This is a genomic window from Acetomicrobium mobile (assembly GCF_937920065.1).
Genome location: NZ_CALETC010000208.1, coordinates 1 through 23,176, shown reverse-complemented (window position 1 = coordinate 23,176; position 23,176 = coordinate 1). Strand labels below are relative to the sequence as shown.

18 protein-coding genes are annotated in these 23,176 nt (G+C 44.7%); 10 read left to right on the top strand and 8 right to left on the bottom strand.

The genetic code is table 11. The features are described from left to right. The first annotated feature begins 114 nt into the window (after positions 1–114). The 6 genes from Q7P41_RS08130 to Q7P41_RS08105 are packed head-to-tail and all read left to right on the top strand — an operon-like array spanning position 115 to position 6,802. Entirely contained in the window at positions 115–1,257 is a 1,143-nt protein-coding gene (locus Q7P41_RS08130; RefSeq protein WP_303883382.1) for an NADH:flavin oxidoreductase, read from the top strand. 23 nt (positions 1,258–1,280) lie between these two features. After that, positions 1,281–2,936, top strand: a complete 1,656-nt coding sequence (locus Q7P41_RS08125; RefSeq protein WP_303883352.1) for an ABC transporter substrate-binding protein — start codon at positions 1,281–1,283, stop codon at positions 2,934–2,936. Between the two features lie 26 nt (positions 2,937–2,962). Next, a complete protein-coding gene (locus tag Q7P41_RS08120) occupies positions 2,963–3,940 on the top strand; it encodes an ABC transporter permease (protein ID WP_303883380.1) in 978 nt (325 codons plus the stop codon). Further along, complete coding sequence (locus Q7P41_RS08115) at positions 3,937–5,118, top strand: ABC transporter permease (protein WP_303883351.1); 1,182 nt, start codon at positions 3,937–3,939, stop codon at positions 5,116–5,118. Before Q7P41_RS08120 ends, Q7P41_RS08115 begins: the two co-directional genes overlap by 4 nt. Further along, a complete protein-coding gene (locus Q7P41_RS08110; protein WP_303883349.1) occupies positions 5,115–5,885 on the top strand; it encodes an ABC transporter ATP-binding protein in 771 nt (256 codons plus the stop codon). The genes Q7P41_RS08115 and Q7P41_RS08110 overlap by 4 nt, the downstream gene beginning before the upstream one ends. After that, positions 5,882–6,802 carry an oligopeptide/dipeptide ABC transporter ATP-binding protein gene (locus Q7P41_RS08105; RefSeq protein ID WP_303883348.1) on the top strand — a complete coding sequence of 307 codons (921 nt, stop codon included), beginning with the start codon at positions 5,882–5,884 and terminating at the stop codon, positions 6,800–6,802. The genes Q7P41_RS08110 and Q7P41_RS08105 overlap by 4 nt, the downstream gene beginning before the upstream one ends. Before the next feature lie 14 nt (positions 6,803–6,816). Here the strand turns inward: Q7P41_RS08105 and Q7P41_RS08100 are convergent, their stop codons facing one another. Beyond that, positions 6,817–8,001 (bottom strand): MFS transporter, encoded by a 1,185-nt coding sequence (locus Q7P41_RS08100; RefSeq protein ID WP_303883347.1) that lies wholly within the window; start codon positions 7,999–8,001, stop codon positions 6,817–6,819. 218 nt (positions 8,002–8,219) lie between these two features. Here Q7P41_RS08100 and Q7P41_RS08095 point away from each other — a divergent pair, with 218 nt between their 5' ends. Continuing rightward, positions 8,220–8,774, top strand: a complete 555-nt coding sequence (locus tag Q7P41_RS08095; RefSeq protein WP_303883346.1) for a rubrerythrin family protein — start codon at positions 8,220–8,222, stop codon at positions 8,772–8,774. Between the two features lie 178 nt (positions 8,775–8,952). Further along, the gene (locus Q7P41_RS08090; protein WP_303883345.1) at positions 8,953–9,846 is read left to right on the top strand and encodes a DMT family transporter; all 894 of its coding nucleotides are present in this window, start codon (positions 8,953–8,955) and stop codon (positions 9,844–9,846) included. A gap of 69 nt (positions 9,847–9,915) precedes the next feature. Here the strand turns inward: Q7P41_RS08090 and Q7P41_RS08085 are convergent, their stop codons facing one another. From Q7P41_RS08085 to Q7P41_RS08055, 7 genes are read right to left on the bottom strand one after another with little or no spacing between them, the layout of a single operon-like run. Further along, complete coding sequence (locus Q7P41_RS08085; protein ID WP_303883344.1) at positions 9,916–11,100, bottom strand: cation:proton antiporter; 1,185 nt, start codon at positions 11,098–11,100, stop codon at positions 9,916–9,918. 41 nt (positions 11,101–11,141) lie between these two features. After that, positions 11,142–11,510 (bottom strand): hypothetical protein, encoded by a 369-nt coding sequence (locus tag Q7P41_RS08080; RefSeq protein ID WP_303883342.1) that lies wholly within the window; start codon positions 11,508–11,510, stop codon positions 11,142–11,144. Positions 11,511–11,545: 35 nt separating this feature from the next. Further along, complete coding sequence (locus tag Q7P41_RS08075) at positions 11,546–12,463, bottom strand: dihydrodipicolinate synthase family protein (RefSeq protein WP_303883341.1); 918 nt, start codon at positions 12,461–12,463, stop codon at positions 11,546–11,548. A 6-nt stretch (positions 12,464–12,469) separates the two neighbouring features. Beyond that, positions 12,470–13,171, bottom strand: a complete 702-nt coding sequence (locus Q7P41_RS08070; protein WP_303883340.1) for a 4Fe-4S double cluster binding domain-containing protein — start codon at positions 13,169–13,171, stop codon at positions 12,470–12,472. Positions 13,172–13,190: 19 nt separating this feature from the next. Beyond that, complete coding sequence (gene phoU, locus Q7P41_RS08065; RefSeq protein WP_303883339.1) at positions 13,191–13,904, bottom strand: phosphate signaling complex protein PhoU; 714 nt, start codon at positions 13,902–13,904, stop codon at positions 13,191–13,193. Then, a complete protein-coding gene (locus Q7P41_RS08060) occupies positions 13,894–15,528 on the bottom strand; it encodes a Na/Pi symporter (RefSeq protein WP_303883338.1) in 1,635 nt (544 codons plus the stop codon). The genes phoU and Q7P41_RS08060 overlap by 11 nt, the downstream gene beginning before the upstream one ends. A gap of 52 nt (positions 15,529–15,580) precedes the next feature. After that, positions 15,581–16,465, bottom strand: coding sequence for a YitT family protein (locus tag Q7P41_RS08055; protein ID WP_303883379.1), 885 nt, complete (start codon positions 16,463–16,465; stop codon positions 15,581–15,583). Between the two features lie 245 nt (positions 16,466–16,710). Here Q7P41_RS08055 and Q7P41_RS08050 point away from each other — a divergent pair, with 245 nt between their 5' ends. Both Q7P41_RS08050 and Q7P41_RS08045 read left to right on the top strand, forming a co-directional pair. Then, on the top strand, positions 16,711–19,587 hold the full coding sequence (locus tag Q7P41_RS08050; RefSeq protein ID WP_303883378.1) for a PD-(D/E)XK nuclease family protein: 2,877 nt from the start codon (positions 16,711–16,713) through the stop codon (positions 19,585–19,587). Further along, positions 19,580–23,176, top strand: a 3,597-nt coding sequence (locus tag Q7P41_RS08045) for an exodeoxyribonuclease V subunit beta (RefSeq protein WP_303883337.1), incomplete at its 3' end; no start/stop codon positions are given. The genes Q7P41_RS08050 and Q7P41_RS08045, both read left to right, overlap by 8 nt.

The following is a 23,176-nucleotide window of genomic DNA, read 5'->3' as shown; positions in this document are numbered from 1 at the left end:
AAAAAAGTTATTCAGTCGTTTTCAATTTTATATTTTACATCAAAGGATTGCGAAATGACATATAATCTAAGCATAGAGACACCTTAAGAAAAGGAGGGATAAGAGGTGTCATCAATGGAAAACATCATCTTTAAGCCGGTAATGCTGGGAAAAGTAGGCTTAAAAAATAGAATCATACGGTCCGCTACATGTTTGTCAGGGGCTGATGAAAAGACGGGTAATCCTTCTTCCGCTTTAATAGGAAGGTATAAAGAACTTGCCGCCGGCGGCGTTGGAGTGATTATAACTGGACACGCTTACGTAAACGTAGAAGGCAAAGCCTCTTTTCGTCAGCTTTCCATATGCTCTGACGATGACGTTCTCGAACTTAGCAGGTTAGTAAATGAGGTACACGAAGCAGGATGTCCAATATTATTTCAGTTATCGCACGCAGGTGCTTTCAAAGCAAAAGAAGGTGAACCTGCCTTGGCGCCCTCGGACGTTAAAAACCCAAAAACCGGAACATCTTGTAGGGCGATGACCGTTTCTGAGATTCATTCAACTATCTCTAACTTTGCAAAAGCAGCTGTACGCGCAAAAGACTCAAACGCCGATGGCGCTCAGATACATTTAGCTCACGGCTTTCTTTTGACGCAATTTCTGTCTCCCCTCTTTAATAAAAGAAAAGATGCATACGGCGGAGACGATATCGCAAAAAGGGCACGCATAATCTTTGAGATCTTAGAAGAAATTCGTTACCGCGCTGGAGATGACTTTCCCCTATGGGTCAAGATATCCGTGATGGAAGGAATACAACAAGGCTACACAAGTTTGGAAGGAATAAGGCTGGCTGAAGAGTTAGCCAAGTCAAAAGTTGACGCCATTGAAGTTTCAGGAGGAACCTTTTACGGAAACGAAACCCTCACGCCTTCTCGAACAGGCATAATAGCAGGAAAAAACGAGGGTTATTTTGCCGAAGAGGCCAGGGCAATAAGGGAACGAATAAAGGGGCGTACGCATGTGATCCTCGTGGGAGGTTTGCGCTCTATTGAGGTAATGGCCAATTTTTACGATAAAGGCGTAGCTGACGGCTTTGCATTATCGCGTCCGCTGATCGCAGAGCCCGACCTCATCAATCGCTGGATTGATGGCAATAGAGAGCCCTCTGAGTGCATCTCATGCAACGCTTGTTCAAGGACGGGAAAATCGGGGATAGTTTACTGCCCCGTTATGCGTGATGCAACTGAAGGCATTTGGGCACCACTGCCCGAGTGTTAAATACACCTTTAAAGGGTATACCAGTGACTTTTGGCAAAAATAAAATCCAAGGAAAGGCATACTTTTTTTGCTCTTTCATGATCGTTTTAGTTGTGGCTGCTCTGTTTTTACCGCCCGCCTCGGCTGCGCCCCTAAAAGAATTTAACATGCCACATATTGAAGATCTTTATTGTCTAATCATAAAAGATAGCGATGCTCAACTTTTGGCACTAGAAGGCGGTCAGGTGGACCTATTGGGAGATATAGCTCGCTTTTCCGACATAAAAAGACTCGGTGACAGCGATAAAGTAAACCTTTACCTGGCAGAGGGTTTTCACGCCTTCTATCTTGGTCTTAACTTGAGAAGACCTCCCTGGGATAGAGTGGAGCTCAGGCAATCCATATGGGAGATTGTAAACCGGAAACAGATTGTGCGCGATATCTTTGGAGGTTACGCCTTGCCGCTTTTTTCTTTTTTGCCACCTGCGTCTCCCTATTTATTAGAACTTTCAATCCCAGACTCAAATCTCGAAAGGGCGAAAGAAAGACTTAAAAGAAGTGGCTGGCGCTGGAATGAAAAGGGCATCTTAATTTACCCTGGCCAAACTAAACCTTTGTCCAGGATGAAACTCATGACGCCAATGGCCCAAGTGGCTCCTACCACGGCAGAGATCGCAGAACGAATCTGCGAATCCATGAGAAGCTTAGGAATTCCGATAGAAACGGAACCCATGGATTTTTCCATGATGATAGCACGCTTAGACCAGCGCAAATTTGATGCTTACGTCATAGCCTGGGGGCTCTCTCGCGATCCCGACAACTTATACGCCTTTTATCATTCCTCCATGGACATAATAGGTGGTTACAATATCAGCGGTATAAAAGCACCTGATTTAGACGAGGCGTTAGAGGACCTTAAATACGCAAAAGACGAAAAAGAAGCATACATCGCCGCCGAAAAAGCCCAAAGGTTGCTTTATAAATATGTTCCCCAGGTTCCGATATATTCAAGGTATTACATAACGGCCTTGCAAAAGGAGTGGGAGAATGCCGTGACATCTAAATATATAACTCCCGATAACATATACTCCTTTTTGTCCTTAGAGCACAAAGAAGACAGGAAGTCCTTTTATTGGTGTTTGCCTGAGGAACCCCGCAACTTAAACCCCCTCTCTGCAACCAGCGCCTACGACTGGCAAGTTCTTTCTTTGATATACGAATCATTGCTTGGCACAGATCCTTTCACCTTAAAAGACGTTCCATGGCTTGCAAAAAGCTGGAAAATTGAGACTGTTGGCGATGGCGGGAAAGAAAGGACGCGTTTGTCTTTTATTATTAGAGAGGACATCCAATGGCAAGACGGCAAACCCTTTACTGCAGATGATGTAAAGGCTACGATAGAATTTATCCGAGAGCATTCCATTCCTAGGTACTTTGATAGCGTTAAAGACGTAGATGACATCACAGTGACGGGAAACGTCGTCGCCATAACCTTCTTGGAGAGAAGCTTTTGGTACCTGCACCAAATTGGGGGGCTTCCCATGCTTCCTGCTCACGTGTTATCAGGCATAAATGACTGGAGAACGTTGCCAGAGGAACAGATCATCGGCACAGGACCGTTCGCATTTTCGAGCTACAAGCCGGGAGAATACGTCAAGCTCCACAAAAACGAACTTTATTGGAGGAGAGTTCTTCCTTGAAAAAGTTTAAGCTATGGATTTCTCAAATGCATGAAAACTATTGGATTCGTAGAATTTTTACGGGTCTTTTAGTGATAGTATTGGTCTTATCGCTCAACTTTTTTCTTTTTAGACTGATGCCCGGCGATCCAACGAGCACCTTGCTTGACCCTCGCTTTTCGCCCGAAGCAAAGCAAGAGCTTTTGAGGTCCTACGGTTTGGACAAGCCAATGGTCCAACAATTTTTTATCTACGTCAAGCAAATGCTTACCTTTAGATTTGGGATTTCCTTCCTCTCACAAAAGCCGGTATGGCAAGAGCTGGCCGAAAGGCTTCCCAATACATTGGCCCTGCTTTTGCCCTCGCTTTGTCTATCTGCCATTTTAGGATCCTTTCTTGGCGTGATGGCCGCAAAGGGAAGGGGCAAATTCACTGAAAGGGTCGTGCTGATGTCAGGAGCGATCTCTTTTTCCTTCCCCTCCTTTTTCGTGCAACTTGTACTTCTTTTATTGTTGGCACATACCTTTCCCCTCTTTCCGCTCAGGGGAAGCACCTCCATACCGCCGCCAGTAGGTTTCTTGAGCTCTTTGACTGACAGGATATGGCACATGGCTTTACCCGTCGCTTCTTTGGTGTTGCTTGGCTTTGGATCATGGGCACTTTACGTAAGAAACTTGATGGTAAAAACGCTGGGTGAGGACTTCATCTTGCTCGCCCAAGCTAAAGGTTTAAAGAAACGTCAAATCCTTTGGAGACACGCCTTTAGGACAGCGCTTCCACCTATCATAACGATCTTTTTTCTTTCCCTGCCAGGGGTCATATCCGGGGCAGTAATAACGGAGACCGTCTTTTCGCTTCACGGAGTGGGAAAGTTTCTGCTCGAGGCTGTTTCGGGACACGACTACCCCGCGGCCGGAGCGGCCTTTTATCTGCTTGCGCTCATAACCGTGATATGCAACCTTCTTGCGGATGTAGTTTATACCCTCGTAGACCCGAGGATAAGCTTTAGAAAGGTAAGGCGATGACCTTGCGACGTTATGGCACCTTATTTTTATTCTTTTTAATTTTATTGAGCTTTTTGGCCCCTCTTTTCATGGGACCCGCAAACGAAGCGGTGGCTCCTCCCTTTTCCAAACCTCTCTGGCTCGACCTGGGCTCTGCCAGACCGTTATCGTTTAACGTAAAGGAAGAGACTCTTTCATTTCGATGGAACGATAAACCTCCTACGACCTTTTCAATTGAGGGTACCGTCTCCTTCGAAAGCCCCCCAAAAGAAGCCTTTCTTTTGCTTATCACCCCGGACCGGATTTATAAACTTGCAGACTTTTCAGGCGGTCAATACTTCAATGTTGATATCGACTCAAGGGACGTGCCCTTAAAATTTTACTTGGGTTTGGATCCCTTCGTTGATCTTCCAAGTTTAGTCTTTTCGGAAAGAGGCGAATACAAATTAACAGTAAAATCCGACTCGGAGGCGAGAATAAATTTGAAAGTGGCCATTCACGTAGGTAGATGGGGATTATTTGGAACGGATCAGAGAGGAAGAGATGTGTTTCGACTCTTCGTGGCGGGTATCAAAATTTCTTTGCTGGTGGGAATTTCTGCAACGATTATAGCTTCTACACTTGGAATGGGTTTAGGCCTTCTGGCAGGCTATATTGGCGGCCTCATAGATTCTTCGATAATGAGGGTCATTGACGTCCTGCTTGCCATACCGACCCTGCCCATTTTGATGGTCATATCGGGCGTTTGGGGAAGAGGCTTATGGCAAATAGTGCTTGTGTTGTCCATCTTTTCCTGGATGGGAACGGCCCGAGTGGTGCGTTCCATGACGTTGTCCTTGAGGGAAGCTCCCTACGTTGAAAATTTGCGCGCCCTGGGAGCTTCAACGAGGTACATTTTAACGCGGCATTTGATACCTGAGGCGTTACCCCTGCTGCTTGCTCAAATGGCACTGGGCGTACCTGGAGCGATCTTGGCTGAGGCGGGATTATCATTTCTTGGATTATCCGATCCTTTAATGCCCTCGTGGGGAAGGATGTTGCACGAAGCCCATGTATTTGGGGCTTTCACCAGCGGTGCATGGTGGCTGATATTTCCGCCGGGGTTTGGAATAGTAGTGATATGCTTGATATTCATGGGCATAGGTAGAAAGCTGGAAGAGCAAGCAGATCCGCGACTGAAGGAGAGCTTGAAAAGATGATGGAAGTTCGCTCTTTAAGCGTCGCATATCCAAACGGAGTCAAAGCTGTCGAGGAAGCCACTTTGACCCTTTCGCCCGGAAAGATTTTAGCCTTGGTCGGCGAATCGGGAAGCGGCAAAAGCACCCTTCTTTACGCCTGTCTCGGCCTTTTGCCAAGAGGATCAAAGATATCGGGCAAGGTCTTTTTCGATCATCTGGATTTTTTGAGCCTTCCCGAAGAAGAGCAAAGGCAGATCAGATGGAAGAAGGCATCGTTGGTACTTCAAGGCACGATGAACGCCTTTACTCCCGTCTTGACAATGAAAAGACAATTCGTCGAGGCGATGGAGGAACACTTAAACCTAAAACCCGCAGACGCGATAAACAGGGCAGGCGAGCTTTTAAAGGAAGTGGGTTTAGATCCTAAATTTCTTTTCCGGTACCCTCACGAGATATCGGGCGGGCAAAAACAGCGATGCGCAATAGCCATGGCTCTGTGCTGCAACCCGGACTACCTGCTGGCAGACGAACCCACCACTGCTTTGGATGTCATCACACAGGCCGAGATAATCAATCTTTTAAAGAGGATCGTGAGACAACGCAACATGGGCATGCTCATCGTCACCCATGATTTGGCTTTGGCCACCTCTATAGCCGATAAAATATCCGTCATGCATCAAAGTCGCATAGTAGAGATCGCAAGTAGCGAGGAGATTGTAAACCGTCCAAAACATCCGCATACCATTGATTTGATAAGATCCCTATCCATGATGGAGGAAGAACATTGATAGAAGAAATAGCTTGCTCAGAAAAGGTAACGCTGGTTTTTGACAAAAAAACTGAAGCGGCCCTGACAAACGTGTCCTTTTCCGTGAAAGTTGGCGAAAGTTTTGCCTTGGTTGGGGAATCCGGGAGCGGCAAGACCTCTTTGCTGAGACTCCTTCTTGGCCTCATAGAACCGACTAAAGGAAGGGTGCGCCTTTTTGGTAAATCTTTGGACGAAATAGGCCACGAAGAGCTTCGTAAAATCAGACGTAATTGCGGCTATATCTCACAAGATCCCTTCGGGGGCTTACCTCCAACCCTTACGGCCCTTCAAGCTGTCCTCGAGCCACTTGTTGTAACGCACTCAAGTTTGAAAAAAGATGAAATTAACAAGGCAAAGGCGCTTCTATCGGACCTTGGCATAGAAGAAAGTCTGTGGAACAGAAAGTTGATCCAAGGATTTTCAGGGGGACAGCGCCAGAGAATAATGCTGGCTCGAGCGCTCATCACGGATCCGAAGTTGCTTTTTGCCGACGAACCTACGTCCATGCAGGACGTATCAACACGATGGGACCTCGTAAATCAATTAAAAAATTATCACCAAAGAGGTATGTCTCTTGTCTTTGTCACCCACGATTTGCTGCTTGCAAAGACCATCACACAAAAGGGCATAGTCCTTTATAGAGGCCTGGTATGCGAAGAAGGACCCACCGCACTATTGCTCACAGATCCCTTACATCCATATACAAAGGCGCTTTCAGCCGCCCTGCCAAGGCTCGGCAGGCCGATCAAAATCAAGGCCAAAAGGAAACCGCTTCCATCAAGCTGGGAAGGCTGTGTTTATTTCAGCTTGTGCCCCTATGTTTTCGACAAATGTAAGCTCCCACCTCCTTTAAAGGAGGTGAAGGACGGCAGAAAAGTGGCCTGCTTTTTGCACTAGAGATATATTTTCAATCATCTGTATTTTCCCAAGAACATCACAAAGGTCATAAAAGAAAGAAGTATGGCTATCAACACGAAAAGAATTACGTAAGCTAACGATATGTCGTAAAGCCACCCAATAATGAAGCTTCCGCAAAATAGCGAAATTCCGTAACCGGCGTTAAATATGCCATATGCCGTACCTCGACGTGCCGGAGGAACAATATCCGCAATGGCCGCACGCATTATAGTTTCATGAACGGCCATAACCAACCCCCATAAGCCAACTCCTATGGCAAGAGAAATCGGATCTCTGGCAAGTGCAAATAAGGGTATAGGAAGCGTAAACACGGGAACGAAAAGCAGGCTTCTCAAACCTATGCTGTCGTATAGCCTCCCAACGATTAGCGCAAACAAAGCGTCAATGCCCATGGCAATAGCATAATATATTGGTATATTTACGTCTGCAACGAAGGCGCCAGTCTTCATGTGATACGCCATTATCTGAAAAGGAATGAGCCCAACTCCTGCAAAGCAGACAAATAACATATATCGCCAAAAAACCATCGGCAATTTGCCCTCTTTTGCATCTTCACCTACTTTTTCTTCCATCTCGAACTTTTGTGGAGCCGGCGTCGTCCTTTTCACTAACGTCAACACAACTAAAAGCAAAACAGCGGGTATTAAAAGAAGGGAAAACCCCCCTCTAAAACCCAATCCGAAGTATAAGGCAAGTGACATTATAAGCGGGCCAATTATGGCACCTATTTGATCCATGGCCTCGTGTATTCCAAAACCCCAACCTCTTCCGACGCGCTTGGTAGCATAAGAAAGCAAGGCATCCCTGGCAGGACTTCTTATGGCCTTTCCCAATCGCTCGCATAATATGAATAGGGTGGCTATCTGCCATGTAGGGGCAAGGGCAAGTAGGGGAACACATAAAATTAGGCCATAACCTAAAAATACCAACGGCCAGTGAGCTTTTGTGCGATCAGCCAAGTGGCCGGAAAATATGCGCACCGCATAACCTAGAAGCTCTCCAAATCCTGCGACAAATCCGACTATTCCGGCACTCGCTCCAAGAGTGGCCATAAAGGCTCCCGTAGAACTTCTAGCGCCTTCGTAAGCCATATCTCCAAAAAGGCTTACCAATCCCATCATAAGTATAAAATGCATTGAAGCCCTTTCGATGCTCTTGCTTTCCGAGGTCTGCTTCATTTTCTACTCCTCCCCGACAATTTAAGATTTGACAAGCTTCTCTTCTTTTGCTTCTTCTAATGTTGATCCAATATTTCAAGCATCCCTCACCAATTTCAATGCTATTTTACTCTGTTAGATTCAAATGTCACTCGCCATGAGATCTTGACAAGCAAGTTGAATTAATTTTAAATTGTATATGATGCCTAGATTATAATCCATCGAGGAGGGATTGCAAAATGGCCGTAAAAAACGCTATGACTGCAGATTTCTTGCGTTCAGCTTATGGTGGAGAGTGCATGGCCCACATGAGATATTTAACCTGGGGCGAAGTAGCCGAAAAAGAAGGTTTTCCCAACATCGCTCGTCTTTTTAAGGCGATCGCCTACGCCGAGCAAGTCCATGCCGGAAATCATTTTAACGTCCTAAACGGCGACATAGGAGACCATCCTGTAACAGCTGGCGGAGTGTTCGGTTTAAAAAACACTACCGAAAACCTCAAGGGCGGCATCATAGGAGAAGAATTTGAGGTAGATCAAATGTATCCTGCATATTTAGAAGTAGCCAAGATGCAAAAAGAAGAGGAAGCGGTTAGATCCTTTACCTTCGCCCTGGAAGCCGAAAAGATACATGCCGAGCTTTTCAAGAAAGCAAAGGAGGCCGCAGAACAAGGCAAAGACTTCGAAGTAAATAAAATTTATATCTGCCCCATTTGTGGACACACTGTAACTGATGAACTTCCAAACCAATGCCCCGTTTGTGGAGCCAAAAAAGGGATATATAAGGAATTTTAAGCCACTTACAAGCGAATTGTGCAACAAGAAACGTTCGGCTATTATAATTGTAGCCGAGCGTTTCTTGTTATACGTTATACATATTCGTGACAAATTCTTTAGTTATGATAGAGTCGTTTTGACGGCAATACGTTAAAAATTCTTAAAATGTAAAAGCCGAATGGAGCCTTGTGAATCAATGGACTTAAAAACAAAATACAAAGCCTTCGCAAAAGCAGCATTGGCTACGATGTTTTGGGGTGCCTCTTTCGTAGCTATGAAAATAGCCGTAGAAGAAGCTTCTCCATCGATGATAGTATGGGTACGTTCTTTAGCAGGCATTGGGGTATTGCTGGTATCGCTACTTGTCAAAAAGAATATTAACCTATCCCTGCCATCGAAGGACCTGATTTATCTTGCGATACTTGGATTTATGGGAGTAACCTTTCATAACCTAATTCAAGCAGAAGCTTTGAAGACGGCTCAAGCAGCTACGTCCGCCTGGATTGTATCGACCACCCCCGTGATCATTGCCCTGTTAGGCTGGATGTTCTTAAAAGAAAAGATCGCCAAAACAGGATTGATAGGCCTTTTTTCGGCTGCATTAGGCGTGTTGATGGTACTTGGGGAAGGCAGCTCCCTTATGCCTGAGAGCATAAGGGTAGGTGACATATTGATCTCTTTAAGCGCAGTCAACTGGGCAGCCTTCACGGTATTTTCCAGAAAGTTCCTCGGGGGAAAAGATCAGATCGTCTCCCTTTTTTATGTCATGTCCTTTGGTTGGCTTTTTTCAAACATCCCCGCCTACATTTCCGGCATGTCTTTTTCGCTTTCTTGGCAGGCTTGGGCAAGCTTACTTTTTTTAGGCGTGTTATGCTCAGGGGTTGCCTATATATTTTGGTACGATGCTCTCTATGTCCTCCCAGCATCTCAAGTTGGCGTCTTCATGTACCTTAACCCGTTGACGGCCACAGCTACGGCCGTTGTGCTTTTGGGAGAGACCTTGTCACCCAGGGACATCGCTGGCGCATCTTTAGTCGCCTTGGGACTTTGGTTAGTAAATAAGAAAAGTAAACATGACTTATCTTCGTGACTGGATTGTTACAGCGATCAAAAACTTAATCTATAGGCTTAAATTTTTAATCGCTGTAAGTTATTTAATTTACTGTCGGTCAGAAGATATTTCCCCTGCCATCATAAGTGCTTGCTTTGCTACGACGGGGCCTATTAATTCATAAATAACTGTGGAACCAAGAATTATATTCCTAAGCACTATCCCTATGCCCGGAAGGGCCTTTTCAGCTACCAGGGAAAGCCCTATCGCTACTCCGGCTTGAGGGGCTAGGGCCAAGCCTAAATATTTTTGAACAACGGCAGGAGCATTTGTCCACTTTGCTCCCAAGTAAGCTCCTAAAACCTTTCCTATCATTCGGAAAATCACATACCCTATTGCAAGCAGTCCAACTTGACGTAGAACCGAAATCTGTAAATCCGCACCTGAAATAGCAAAAAAACTTACAAATATTGGCGGTGTGAAGCGATCAATAACGGATAAAACTCGATCACTGCGATACACCAGATTTGTAACCGCGGCACCAAGAGCCAGACATGCAAGAAGGGACGATACGTTAAAGTAGGACGCCACTCCAACTGTTAAAAAGATACAAGCAATAGCAAAAGACAGAAGTGTATCATGACCTCTCAGATATCTTGAGATCACCGAGAGAAACAAGCCCACACAAAGCCCTAAGCCAAGGGCTATGAAAATTTCAAGTATGAGCCTCCCGGTTAACATAATCATCGCTATGACTCCCGTGCTCGCCATGGGTAAGGACTGGGAAATACCAACAGCTATGCCAAAAACCATGATAGCCACGGCGTCATCCAGCGCGACCACGGGGAAAAGCGTATCTACAAGAGGACCTTTGGCATTATATTGTCTTATTACCATAATTGTTGCGGCGGGAGCCGTTGCAGCTGCAATTGAGCCGATCATGAAGCTAAAGGGTAGCGGCTGCTTGAAGATCAAAGCCATCGCGGCTATAACGACCAAAACGGCGCCCAGCGATTCTGCAAGCGTGATCACAAGGATTGAAGAGCCCATTCTTCGCAAATGTTTAATACTTAGCTCTCCGCCTATGCTGTAGGCGATAAATCCAAGAGCCGCCTCTGAAATAATGTTAAACGAAGAAACAACTTCTCGCGGAATGATGCCTAAAAATGAGGGGCCAATGAGCATTCCTGCTAAAATATATCCCGTCACGTTGGGCAATTTGAACACATTTACAATCCTTGCGAGAAAAAGTCCGGCAAGAAGAATTAAAGAAAGATAATATAAGGGATGCACTGTCTTATCTACTCCTTCATTTACTTTTACTTTAGTATTAATTAAAGGCCAACATCAGATTGGCAATAACTTAAAGAACCGCCCTCCACATACTCCACCGGCAAAACGAAAATAATCCCTACATTTGGCTTAGTTAAATCGCCTAAAACCCTTTTCACAGCTTGTATTGCTGGCTTTACGAGATCATCGTCAAGCACAACAAAAATAGTCTTATTAAACGGATATTTATCGTCAATAAGCATTTTAAGCGAACCGAAAATAGGAACTTTATCCACGTTTTTATCATACAAAATGCGGGCCATTCCTTGAGTATCTATAACAGTAGCCCCTCCTACGCCAATTTCAAGGAACTCCTTAAACACCTCTTCTACCTTACCTCTTTCATTCGTGACTATTACTAGCAATTTCATGGGCATTCTTCCCTTGTTATTTTTTTATATTTATTTTAAAGGCAATTCTTGCCACAAACTTCATGAAAAAGCTTTAGTGCTGCATTGACTATATCGGATATTTCTCTTTTGGCCTCATTCGTCGCAGGCAATATCGGCAACCTTGGCGATCCTCCATGAAATCCGACCATTTCCATCGCTGCTTTCATTCCACCAATGCCATAACGCGTTGTAACAGCAGCGTTAAGTTCGAGAAGCCCGAGCTGCAATTTTTTTGCCCTGTCTAATTCGCCGTTTTTGCAAAGATCGTAAATGGCTACGCAATAGTTCGGAACAACGTTAGCTACGGCCAAAGTCCCTCCTACGCCTCCAAGCATCAACGTGGGCAAAAGAAAACTGCCGGAACCGGCAAAGACGGCAAAGTCTTTTGGACACTTTGCTATTATGCTGGCTATTTGGGTGATATTCCCTGAGCTATCTTTTATGCCTACTATGTTGGGATGCCTTGATAACTTGGCCACCAAATTTGCGCTCATGTTAACTCCGGTGTTTCTCGGCATGTTATAAAGCATCACGGGAACAGTAGATTCATCTGCAACGAACGTGAAATATCGCTCTAATGCCTCGTCCGTCATGTCGCTTTTATAATAACTTGGCGTAACCACCAAGGCAGCGTCAGCTCCAAGTTTTGCGCACTCATTGGTTAGCTCTACTGTCTCGCGCAGAGACTCACACCCCGTGCCCGCTATGAGAATTTTGTCCTTCGCAATGACCTCTCTGGCAGCTTTAACCAGGGCCACCTTTTCATGGTAACTCAATAAGGCAAACTCGCCATTGCTTCCAAGAACTACTAACCCTGAAAGCTTGGTTTCACTGAACTTCTTTACGTTTTCGCTAAACCGCTTTAAATCTAAGCCACCAGACTCATCAAAAATCGTAGCTATAGGAGCAAATATACCATGAGGCTTTTTCAATGAATATCACCTTCCACTTTTGATATTTTTCGATCCTAAATAACGCTTAGTCCAAGGACAAGCGGCTATGCATATGCCACATATGGTAGCACCGATTTCCGGCCGCTGGGCATTTTTGCTAGTTTCACTGTAGCAAAGCTCAACATTAAAAAAATCCTCCCTCTTGAAAGATACGTCCCATTCCTTACCTGAAGGCGCACCTGCCGGACAGGAAGTGACGCAAGAATTGCAGCTTTGGCACTTTGATCTTTCGATGGGATCTCCGATTGGAAGTTCCATATCAGTTAACACTGATGCCAGGCGCACAGCCGATCCATATCGTTCTGTCACCAAAAGAGCACATTTGCCTATCCACCCAAGGCCTGCCCTAGTGGCAGTCGTTTTATGCGGTAAAGGAGTGGAAAGCTCAGCAGCGCTTACTTTAGCGGTAGGGGGGATACATTTTGCCTTCCATCCCTGCGAGGCGATCATCTCCGATGCCAAATTCCCTAACGCTCCAAGAATGTCATTCGCTCTGTGATAAAGTGCTGCGTATTCGCTCGTGGGCCCCTCGCCGATTTGTGACACTATCGTTGGGTCTAAGGCGTAAGCTATCGATATCCCAAATGGCATATCTGCTTCAGGGGAAACCCCCGTTAAATCTGCAAACCCAACCAACGACGCCCCTGCTTGATGTAGTTTATCTTTTAGATTCATGGCGAAATTCAATGCATGCCCATCTCCTTTCTTAGCTTGTACGCAAAAGCTTTTCCTTGATTCTTTCTCCCGTCACGCTAAAAAAGGCACGCTCGGCTATGTTGGTCGCGTGGTCTCCCGCCCGTTCTAAGTACCTTGAAACAGATAACAAATCCGTTGCCTTCTTCACGGAGTAGGGGTCATCCATTTTCGTCGAAGCCATTATTTGGATAGTCTCCGCAAAATTCACCCTGTTTAAAGCATCCACCTCGTCATCACGTCTATAGACTTCCATCAATTTGTCTATGTCTCTTGCCTCAAAAGCTTCAATGGCTTCTCTTACCATCTCTATTACAATATCTGCCATCTTAGGTATATCTATCAAGGGCTTAATTAAGCCCTCTCTATTTAGCTCAAGGGCTCTTTCTGCTATGTTTACAGCTTGGTCTCCTATGCGCTCCAATTCGGTTATTATTTTTATTATAGTGAAAACGAAGCGCAGGTCCTCGCGCACGGGCTGGCGCATTGCCAATAAGCGCAAGCATTCCTGCTCGACTTCGACCTCGATAATGTCTACATCGTCATCTTTTCTGATGACCTCAAGGGCTAGATCATCGCTTTTTTTCATTATGGCTCCTAACGCATCGTCTATTGCTCGCTCAACTAAATCAGCCATCGCGTACAGCTGTTTAAAAAGCCAGCTCTTATCGCGCTCAAAAAGTCCTCCGACCTTTTTTTCCTTAGTGTTTCGTTTTCTAAAGATCAAATTCCTTCTCCCCTTGTAAATCAACAAATGATCTTTCATCATATTCGGTTTCGTAACGCCTGGCAGCGCGTGCAAATTCCAGCGATTCCCTTAAAAAAGCATCGAGCAACGTCAATAAATCGATCAAATCCATGCCATCTTCGATCGTACAATGAGACAACATTAATTCGTTCTTTGCCTCTCCCAATTTCACTGAAAGCTTACTATATGATCGAAATGCTTTGTTTGCAAAATATGGGTCATCAAGGGCATATGCGCCTAAGCTGCTCGTGAAAACGTCGAAAAAACACCTCTTTACATCCTCCCACTTGAAAGAAAGAAGAGGGTTTCTCATATCTATATTCCCTGTCATCAAAGGGAAAAGCCTTTCAGTTGCGAGGGTAACCATATTTTTAAGAGCGTTTAGCGAATAGGAGGTGATGACGAACTCCCTTGTAAGCGATTGATCTTCATTTGAAACCCATGTAATGGCCGAACGGTAAAAGATACAGGAGTTCACTAGATCGGGTAAGCTCGCTTTTAGTAAATAAAGATGGTCTTCGTCAATGTTACCATAAAATAAACCGTATAAAAATTCCTCCAAAAAATTGGATGTTCGTACTATCTCCTTCGAAAGAAGCGAGACAGCTAACGCTGTGACGTCTACAAAGTCCCAATCCAAATATAAAGGTTCTATAGCTTCTTTCTCACTCAAACTGGCTAGCCCTTCTCCCATTTTCGAAAGAACCGAAGTAAAAGGCAACGATACAATCACATTTACCAAGACGAGCAGCATCTGCAATAACGCTATATGGGCACCCATTGATATGGGTAAGTTTTCTCCGACTTTCAGATAGAGCAAGCCCAAAGGAATCATCGGAACAATTCCAAAGGCTCTGTACAAAAATGCGCTCCATGCAAGTCCTTGAGATTTTCGCTTTTTCCCCAAAGCCGCCAAAAGGGCGGAGCTAGAGGATCCAACATAAGCCCCTAAAACCAGCGGCAATATGGCGCTAAAGGGCAAAAGACCCGAACTTGCCATTCCTATTGCGATAGCTAAAGTGGCCGTGCTGCTTTGAACAACCGAAGTAAGCAAATACGTCGTCACCGCCAAAAGAATGGCCGATTGAGTCAGGAAAGAAAGAAGATTTTGTATATGACTTGAATAAACTAGCGGGTAAGATCCCAGCTTGATCAAAGACATTCCAAAAAACACGATTGCGATGCCTTCAGCTATCTTAAAATACTCTTTTAAGCGCCTTTTCGTAAAACGCCCCAAAAAGACTATAACCGCGAATATCAGCGGGCTAAAAAGGATTAAGTCGAGGCTCAAAAAATACACAATCAAGCCAGTACCCACGCTTGCGCCCATTATAACTAAAAGGGCACGCTCCGAGGCTAGCAATCCAACTTCGACCAATCCTACGGCAAAAGACGACGCCGCGGCGCTGCTTTGCATCATAACCGAAAGTAGCGTGCCAAAAAGAAAAGATGAGCCTCTTTTGGCCCCAACGTGAGACAGAAAAGCCTTGCCGCTTTTCCCAAGGTATTTTCTAATGTTGTCAGGGCATTCGTTTGAACCATATAAAAACAGACCTACTCCCCCTATTAGGAGTAATAAGCCATAAAGTGGTGCCAAATCCATCACCAGCCTCAAAAAGTGAATCAAATTGCATTAATCGCCATAATCCCGGTAACTAAAACTCCTTCCAAGATTTAAAGCCTTTGCCTACTACCTCAGATGCCTCGGCTACCACCATAAATGCTCTTTTATCTGTCGATGCCAAAAAACGCTTCAAGTCCATCGTTTGCCTTGGGGTTAAAAGACACATGACGACCTTCTGACTTTTTCCGGTAAATCCACCTTCCCCATGAAGCAAGGTCACTCCTCGCCCTAACTCCTTTATGATAAAGTCCTTAACTTGTTCGTATTTTTGAGATATTACGAAAACTTGCCTTCTTCTATCAAATGACCGCAAGACCCCGTCAACAACTATGCCGCTTATGTATATCGCCACTAATCCGTAAATTGTACGTTCGATGCCGATCACTGGAGCCGAGATCAAAAGTACGACCAGATTCATATAAAAGCCATACTTGCCCACCTCAATGCCATATCTATTCCTCAGGGCTACAACTACGATATCCGTCCCACCAAGCGATGCTCCGGATCTAAAGACCAGCCCGCCACCGATGCCCTTTATAACGCCGGCAAAAACGGCAATCAAGAATAGGTCATCCAGGGAAGGGACGGGCACAAATTCTAAAACCTTTAAGAGCAGGGAAAATAATCCAACGCCGTAAATGGTAAGTACCACAAATCGTGGAGAAAGCTCCTTCCATCCCCAAATCAGCAAAGCCGCGTTTCCAATCGCAAACAACCACGACGGAGAAATATGAAATACATAAGACGAAAGCACAGCCAAACCCGTCAATCCGGCGTCGGGAAATTTGTAAGGCATAATGAGAGTAACTGTAGCGATGACGGATATGGTAGTGCCGAAGCTTATTATCAGGAAGCTGTCTTTCTCTTGTTTTAAAATGATACGTAAGCGTAACAACATTTTTCGAAGTTTATTCATGCTCACTTAAAACCATCCTCCCCGTGCCCTAAAGCTAATTTGCAACTTTTCCATTTAACAATCATGCAATGTAAAACTCAGTTTTTACGATACTTGCGAATTGCAATTTCTGCACAAGATCAGAAAAAACGAGGTATTATAATATCACAAGGCAAGGTAAAAATTGATATTTACTAGAGATGTTCCGTGATTTTAAATATACCACATAGCATAAAATTTATTGAGGTGATCCTTTTTTGAGTATTATGATTCACACGTACAGATTTGCAACTGAGCTGGAAGAACCTCTAAAAGAAATTCACCATGAGCACAAAGACCTCATCTTCATAGTGCCCTCTAAGGAAGATAAAAATCTCTTGCTTGAAATATTATCCATAGAAGGCCTTGCGCACGACTTTCCCGCCATATGGCGGTGGGGCGATTTGTACGGAGGACTCGCAGACATCCTCCGAAGGTTGGGCATTCGTCCTCCTATAAAACGACAGTTAGACCCTCCCGATCACTGGCTAGTCGTAAGACACCTCGTTCAAAACACCTTGAAAACTTCAAAGGACTTAACGGACGCGATTCCCGCAATAAGGCAACCAGGATTCATAGAAACAATAGGAAAACAACTTCATGAACTCATAGGCGAAGATGTCCCTCAGGAAGACCTTGCCATGGCATTAAGCTGTAAAAATCACAAACGCATTTGCACTTGTGACGACAAATGTCCAAACTCAATAAATCCAACCGGGTTTCTCTGCAACATCTACGGGAAATACTTTAGCTACCTCGATGAAAACGACCTCGCTGACAGTGCCCAAATCCCTTTGTTGTCTAAAAATTTGCTGCTTGAATTCGAACAACTCAGGCGTCATCTAAAAAATTACGCCTTCGTATTGGTGGGATTTATGAGTTTCATGAAGTCTCAACATGAGTTGCTACGAGTTTTAGATGAAATTGGGGTAGCCATAGATATATACAAACCTGATCCCGCGATGGGCCAAAGTTTTTATGACGTTGAACAACAATTCGCGGAAAGTGCAACGATATGCAAAATATCAAAGCAGGATAAGTCGGCAAATTTACATTTAATTGCTTGCGGTGATTCTAGGCAAGAGCTTGAAACGCTCGCTCGCAATATATGGTTTGCGGTAGAAAAAGGTTGCTTTTCCTTCAGCGATATGGCCATAGAAATACCGGCCTCCTACCGAAAGATTACTGAGGAGGTGTTGGATGTCTACCGCATCCCCTGGACCTTTAATTCAGGTACGCTTTTGAGTGAAACCCTCTGTTGGGATTTGCTAATGCGCTTAAAAAAGTTAAAGGATGAAAATTGGCCCTTTTCTTTCGTGTTTCGATTCTTTTTCAGCCCATTCCTTGGATTTAATTTATCCGATGAGCTCTTAGAGCTGCTAAATGAAGAAATGCCTTCAGGAATTAAAGAATGGCGGGATTTTTTAAGACGAAATGACATGAAAGATTTACTTAATATCATTGAGGCATGCGATTCCTTTTTCAATGATATTAAAGAGGGTATTAATGCGGAAAAGTTGTTTGAGAAACTTTTCGAACTGCTAAGCGATATCATAAAAGTCCAAGAAAAGGTACAAGACCTCATAACAGATCCCAAATATGACGAGACTTTGTTTGAAACAGCCAAATTTCTGGAAGCCATCGAAAGAAAGGCCTTATTTTTAAAGGAATCGCTTCCTAGTCTCGGTTCGGCCCAAAGAGATTTGCTTTCGGAATCTGAAGCCTGGGAATTCTTGTATCGCTTCGCGGAAGAAACGAGGCTACTTCCCCCCAAAAAGCAATTAAATTCCATCACCCTATATATAGACAACTCTCCTGTGCTTGCGACTCACAGTCTGTACACAATTGTAAACGCTACTACTGAAAAGTGGCCGGGAAAGATAATTGAACCGCCCCTCTTAAACGATGAAGCAAGGATGATGATACATGAAAACACAGGCCTTGCTGGCGTACACCTTCCCCTGAGGCACGAAAGAAGACAGCAACTTGAAGCTCTGTTTCGAAGGCACCTATGCACTGGAATGGATGCTACATGGATAACATACTCTACTATCGATGCACAGGGTAAGCCTAGGAAACTTTCTTCATTTTTGGAAGGCGCATTAAAAGATGGCTTATGCGAGGTGACAGGCAAAACAGAAAGACCCTTGAGCAAACTGATGCCAAAGGGAGAAAGATATCTGAGAGAATCTGAAGTACCACAGGATAAACTTTCCAGGCGGAGAAGAAAACCTGTAGTTAAAGTAAAACCCAAGTTTAAGGGATATTTAAGCGACATAGACGCGTGGGCTCAATGCCCTGCCCTTTATGCATACAAAAGCATCCTCAATCTATACCAACCAAAGGAGGCAGGTTTTGACCCGCAGCGTTGTGGCATATTGTTTCATCAGCTATGGCAAAAAGCATGGAGCAAGCGTTTGACATACAAAGACTCTAGCCTTGAAGCTTGCATAGAAGAAGTTTGGGAGCAAACGGTAAAATCGGTCTACCCCTCGCTTTTAAGTAATAAAAAGTTATTCCGCCATAATGAGCGGTTATACGCACAAGCCAAAAGACTGGCTTTAATCCAAGAAGGCATAAAATCAAATCTTGGCAATTTCTCCATCTCTCAGTATTGGGAAGTGGAGTTACCTACAATGCACGTCGACGCTGTGTCTTTTGTTGGAAGAGCCGACCGCATCGATTGCCTGAACGAAAAGGGGCAAATCCTCTGGGACTACAAGACTGGTGGTTCGCATAACTACGAAAGCTCCCTTCAGCTTGCCGCTTATGCTTCAGCTTTTATGAAAAACGACATAGAAATAATAGGCGCCCTTTACCTTTGCCACGGAAACAGCATGTGCATCGGTCACGTCTCCAAGGAATATAAGGACTTCATAAAAGCTTTGGTACCTGAGGATTTTCCGGAAAATTTCAAGATAAAGCGTGAAAAGCTGGAGGATATCGCAAAGCGAGCAGAAGAAGCGCTCACAAAATGGGCAGAGGATTTAATGTCGGGATCCTTTGAGCCACATTACGATCCAAAGACATGTCAGGAATGTCAATACAAAACCTTTTGCAGAAAAAGCGAAATCGGAGGAGAGGAAAGACAGGATAATGAATGACGAGACTACATTAGCCGAACTTTTCTTGGGTGTGGCTACGTCTAAGCAACGCGAGGCGGTGATATCGGAAGACGACTTAGTCGTAGTAAGCGCTGGCGCCGGAAGCGGCAAGACGCGCACGCTCTCGTGGAGATTTGCTTGGCTCGTCGCAACAGGAAGTGCAAGGCATGACGAAATACTTACCATCACTTACACCGAAAAAGCGGCTCAAGAGATGGAAGATAAAATTTTATCGACTTTAAATGATTGGCTTAAGGCCTTGGAAACGTCGGACATTGCGCCTAAAGAAAAGAAGGCTGTTGCAGAGAGACTGACTCTGGCTTGCAATCGCTTCGATGAAGCGCAAATTTCAACCATACACAGCTTTGCCATGAACCTGCTAAAATCCTACGGTCAATTCCTGGAGATAAATCCAAATTTTAATATCGTTACTCCGCAACAGGAGGATATATTCTATGAATCTGCCGTCAACGCCCTGGATTTGCTCGACGAAAATTGGTTCTCTCAAAATGCGCCTTTACCGTGGCACCAAAAAATCATGGACTTAATTTCAGATGAAGCATTTAGAGACGTTCTTGACTTTTATGGCCCTAGGGTTTTGATCGATCTTGGAAGAGAAGCCTGCAGCATCTTCGGAAGCAGGAGCCTAAACCCCGATGAACTTTTTAGAATATCTACCACTCTTGAAAAGATCGACGAAAAGGCAATAGAACTCATTTTTAACTCTAAAGCCGATCGTAAAGGCTTATATAGTAACCTTTATAATTTTTGGATCGAGGAAGTAAATGTAGATGCAGGAAATAAAGATAATCTATCCCAAAGAGTGCGAGATTTTCAAAACCGTTGGGAAAAAACTTATCCTGACTCCCCTCCTGAATGGGCTCGCTTTTTGGTGGACCTAAATGACGAAGTGCTTTCAAATATTCCAGGCAGAGGAACATTCAAAGAAGAATTGGAAGCCTTATTGTTCCATCGTTTAGGTCACGAAGGGCTCAAAATTCACCGTGAAAGTTTATCACAAGACGTGGCTCTGGCAAGATGGATAAAAGACACAACTCAAGATAGGCCGCTTCGTGAGATGCTGCTTAAATTTGCGAGTATCATTTGGGCTATTTGGGAGGAGCACAAAAAAAGATTAGGCATCCTCTCATTCGATGACCTGCTAATTAAGGCAAAAGACATGGTTACTCAACACCCTGAGATAGCTAACCGATACAAATACATCTTAGTGGACGAGTTTCAAGATACAAACGGCGTTCAAAGCATGCTGATTGAAAATATCAAGACTGCAAAGAATGACCAGCCGGCAAAGCTATTCATCGTGGGCGATTTGAAACAATCCATATACAGATTTCGCCACGCCAATCTTGAAATATTTGCAGACTACATAAAAAGGGCACAAGAAGGATCTGGGCGATACGTATATTTGAGCGAATCCTTCAGGATGACCAATGAGCTTTTAGATGAGATAAACAGCCTTTTCGGTCACCTTTGGCGTGAAGGCATAAGTTCCTCCTTAAGACATCCTTACGAACCATTGGCGTATCCTGATGCTTTAAAGAATGAAGATGTTCAATCAGCAAATGATAACAAGATAGGCGATTTAATGTTACTACTCGAGACAACAACCGAAGACGGAGAAGGGAAAAAGGTCGGTGCGACGCGCAGGAAAAATCTCTTAGCCTCAAACCTTGCAGGCCTTTTTGACATGCTGCACGAAGGCGGAACTCAGTGGAAGGACATGGTGGTTTTAGTCCCGTCACGAAATTATTACGACCCGCTCGAGGAGGCCTTCGAAAAACACAATATTCCAGCAGTTTTTGTAGAACAAAAAAGTTTTTTCTCGAGATCAGAGACGCTCGACGCCACCGCCTTATTATCGACTTTAAGCGATCCAAAGGATGACTTTGCTCTGATTGGATTATTATCATCGCCTTTTCTCCGGCTATCTCAAGAAGCCGCTCTAAAGGCCATTTCATCTATTGAAGAAGACAGCAATGGCCGTGGCCGAGCGTGGAAATACGTAAAGGCCAACCTTCCAACCGTTGCTCGTAAAATAGAAGATCTGCGACACAGGGCTTTTTTGCGCGGTCCTAGTAACGCTTTGAACTACTTGCTTGAAGACCCGTTGTGGCTGCTTTCTGCGCCGCCCCACAAAAGACCAAGAGTTTTTTCAAACATGAGGCATCTAATACAGATTCTAAGGGGATACGAAGAGGCCTTGGGCAAAGATGTTGCTGGAGCAGCTCATTATCTAAAAAACACAACGAGGTTTAATGTTCCCTACGAGGAAGCCACTCCTTTGGGCGAAGATGAAGATGTAGTGAGGGTCATGACGGTTCACGCCGCCAAGGGATTGGAATTTCCTGTAGTGGCCGTCTTCGGCCTTGAACATCACAGACATCCACGAAGCGGCTCATCCCTGGTTCCCTCGATTTTTGTAGGTGCCGTGGCAAGTTCTTACCCTGACCCCCTTTGCCAAAAGGAAAGCCCGCCATCGAAGGCAGTGCATGATTACCTTGAAGGCACAGCACAAGACGAAGAAAGCTTACGGCTATTCTATGTCGCCTGTACTCGTGCAAAAAACAGGTTAATACTCTGCGGAAGCTGCGCCTTAGACTCAGATGGGGCTCCCTCGAAAAGAACAGGCCTTTGGTTAAAAGCTTTGCTGGGCTGGCCTGAAGCCGAAAAAATTGTCATCCCAGAAGCTCTCCTTGGCAAACCCAAGCCCAAGCTTTCGGACGAGAAAAGGACCAAGAAAATTTTATCCCAAGCAGTTTCTTTGAAGAAATTGTCATCGATGATCCCAACCTCGCCAGTTGACAAGTTAAGCGCCACCGAATATGCAATAATTTCGTGGTGTCCCCACGCATACAGACTAGGATATAAGCAAGGATTACCATTAAAATGGGAGCTGCCAAGATCGGAGGATTACGGTGGACCTGACGTTGGAAGCTTGGTACATTGGATATTAGCGCGCTGGGATTTAAGAAAAGAAAGCCTCGCCGGGTTTTTCCCACAAAAAGACGATGACCTCGAAGCCTTGTTGCGCTTATTGCCAACCGGTCTCCGCCCGGTGCTCAAGGACAAAACCCATTGGACCATCTTGATGAGATGGCTTGAGGCTTTTAGAGAAAGTCCGTTAGGGCTCTCACTTCAAAACGTACTAAGCTCAAAAAGGCTCAAAGGCCAAGTCCACAGAGAGATACCCTTTTCCGTCAACTTGGACATCGGAACTCGACTGGCCGGACAAATAGATCTGATTTATCATGACAAAGAGGGGATTCATCTTTGGGATTATAAAATAACGGAAGAGGCCAGTATCGACAGCAAGTCACTCATGGGACTTTATAGCCATCAGGTAAAATTCTATGGATATGTAGTAAGGCGTCAATTCCCCCACAAGCCCGTGGAAATGGGACTATACCTCCTAAGGGAGGGCAAGGCTATCGGGGTAAAAACTGACAATATTTCCTTCGACGACGTTGAAAAACAAATTAAGGACGCGGCTTTCGTATCGGCAAATGGCCCTTATAAAAAAAATACGCATAACTGCCTGGTATGCCCATGGAAAAACTTATGCGCTAAG

Coding starts and splice junctions, on each gene's coding strand:
- Q7P41_RS08060 (WP_303883338.1), bottom strand. CDS start 15,528: ATGGATTTGGCACCACTTTATGGCTTATTACTCCTAATAGGGGGAGTA.
- Q7P41_RS08120 (WP_303883380.1), top strand. CDS start 2,963: ATGCATGAAAACTATTGGATTCGTAGAATTTTTACGGGTCTTTTAGTG.
- Q7P41_RS08115 (WP_303883351.1), top strand. CDS start 3,937: ATGACCTTGCGACGTTATGGCACCTTATTTTTATTCTTTTTAATTTTA.
- Q7P41_RS08080 (WP_303883342.1), bottom strand. CDS start 11,510: ATGAAATTGCTAGTAATAGTCACGAATGAAAGAGGTAAGGTAGAAGAG.
- Q7P41_RS08100 (WP_303883347.1), bottom strand. CDS start 8,001: ATGAAGCAGACCTCGGAAAGCAAGAGCATCGAAAGGGCTTCAATGCAT.
- Q7P41_RS08090 (WP_303883345.1), top strand. CDS start 8,953: ATGGACTTAAAAACAAAATACAAAGCCTTCGCAAAAGCAGCATTGGCT.
- Q7P41_RS08055 (WP_303883379.1), bottom strand. CDS start 16,465: ATGAATAAACTTCGAAAAATGTTGTTACGCTTACGTATCATTTTAAAA.
- Q7P41_RS08110 (WP_303883349.1), top strand. CDS start 5,115: ATGATGGAAGTTCGCTCTTTAAGCGTCGCATATCCAAACGGAGTCAAA.
- Q7P41_RS08050 (WP_303883378.1), top strand. CDS start 16,711: ATGATTCACACGTACAGATTTGCAACTGAGCTGGAAGAACCTCTAAAA.
- Q7P41_RS08095 (WP_303883346.1), top strand. CDS start 8,220: ATGGCCGTAAAAAACGCTATGACTGCAGATTTCTTGCGTTCAGCTTAT.
- Q7P41_RS08130 (WP_303883382.1), top strand. CDS start 115: ATGGAAAACATCATCTTTAAGCCGGTAATGCTGGGAAAAGTAGGCTTA.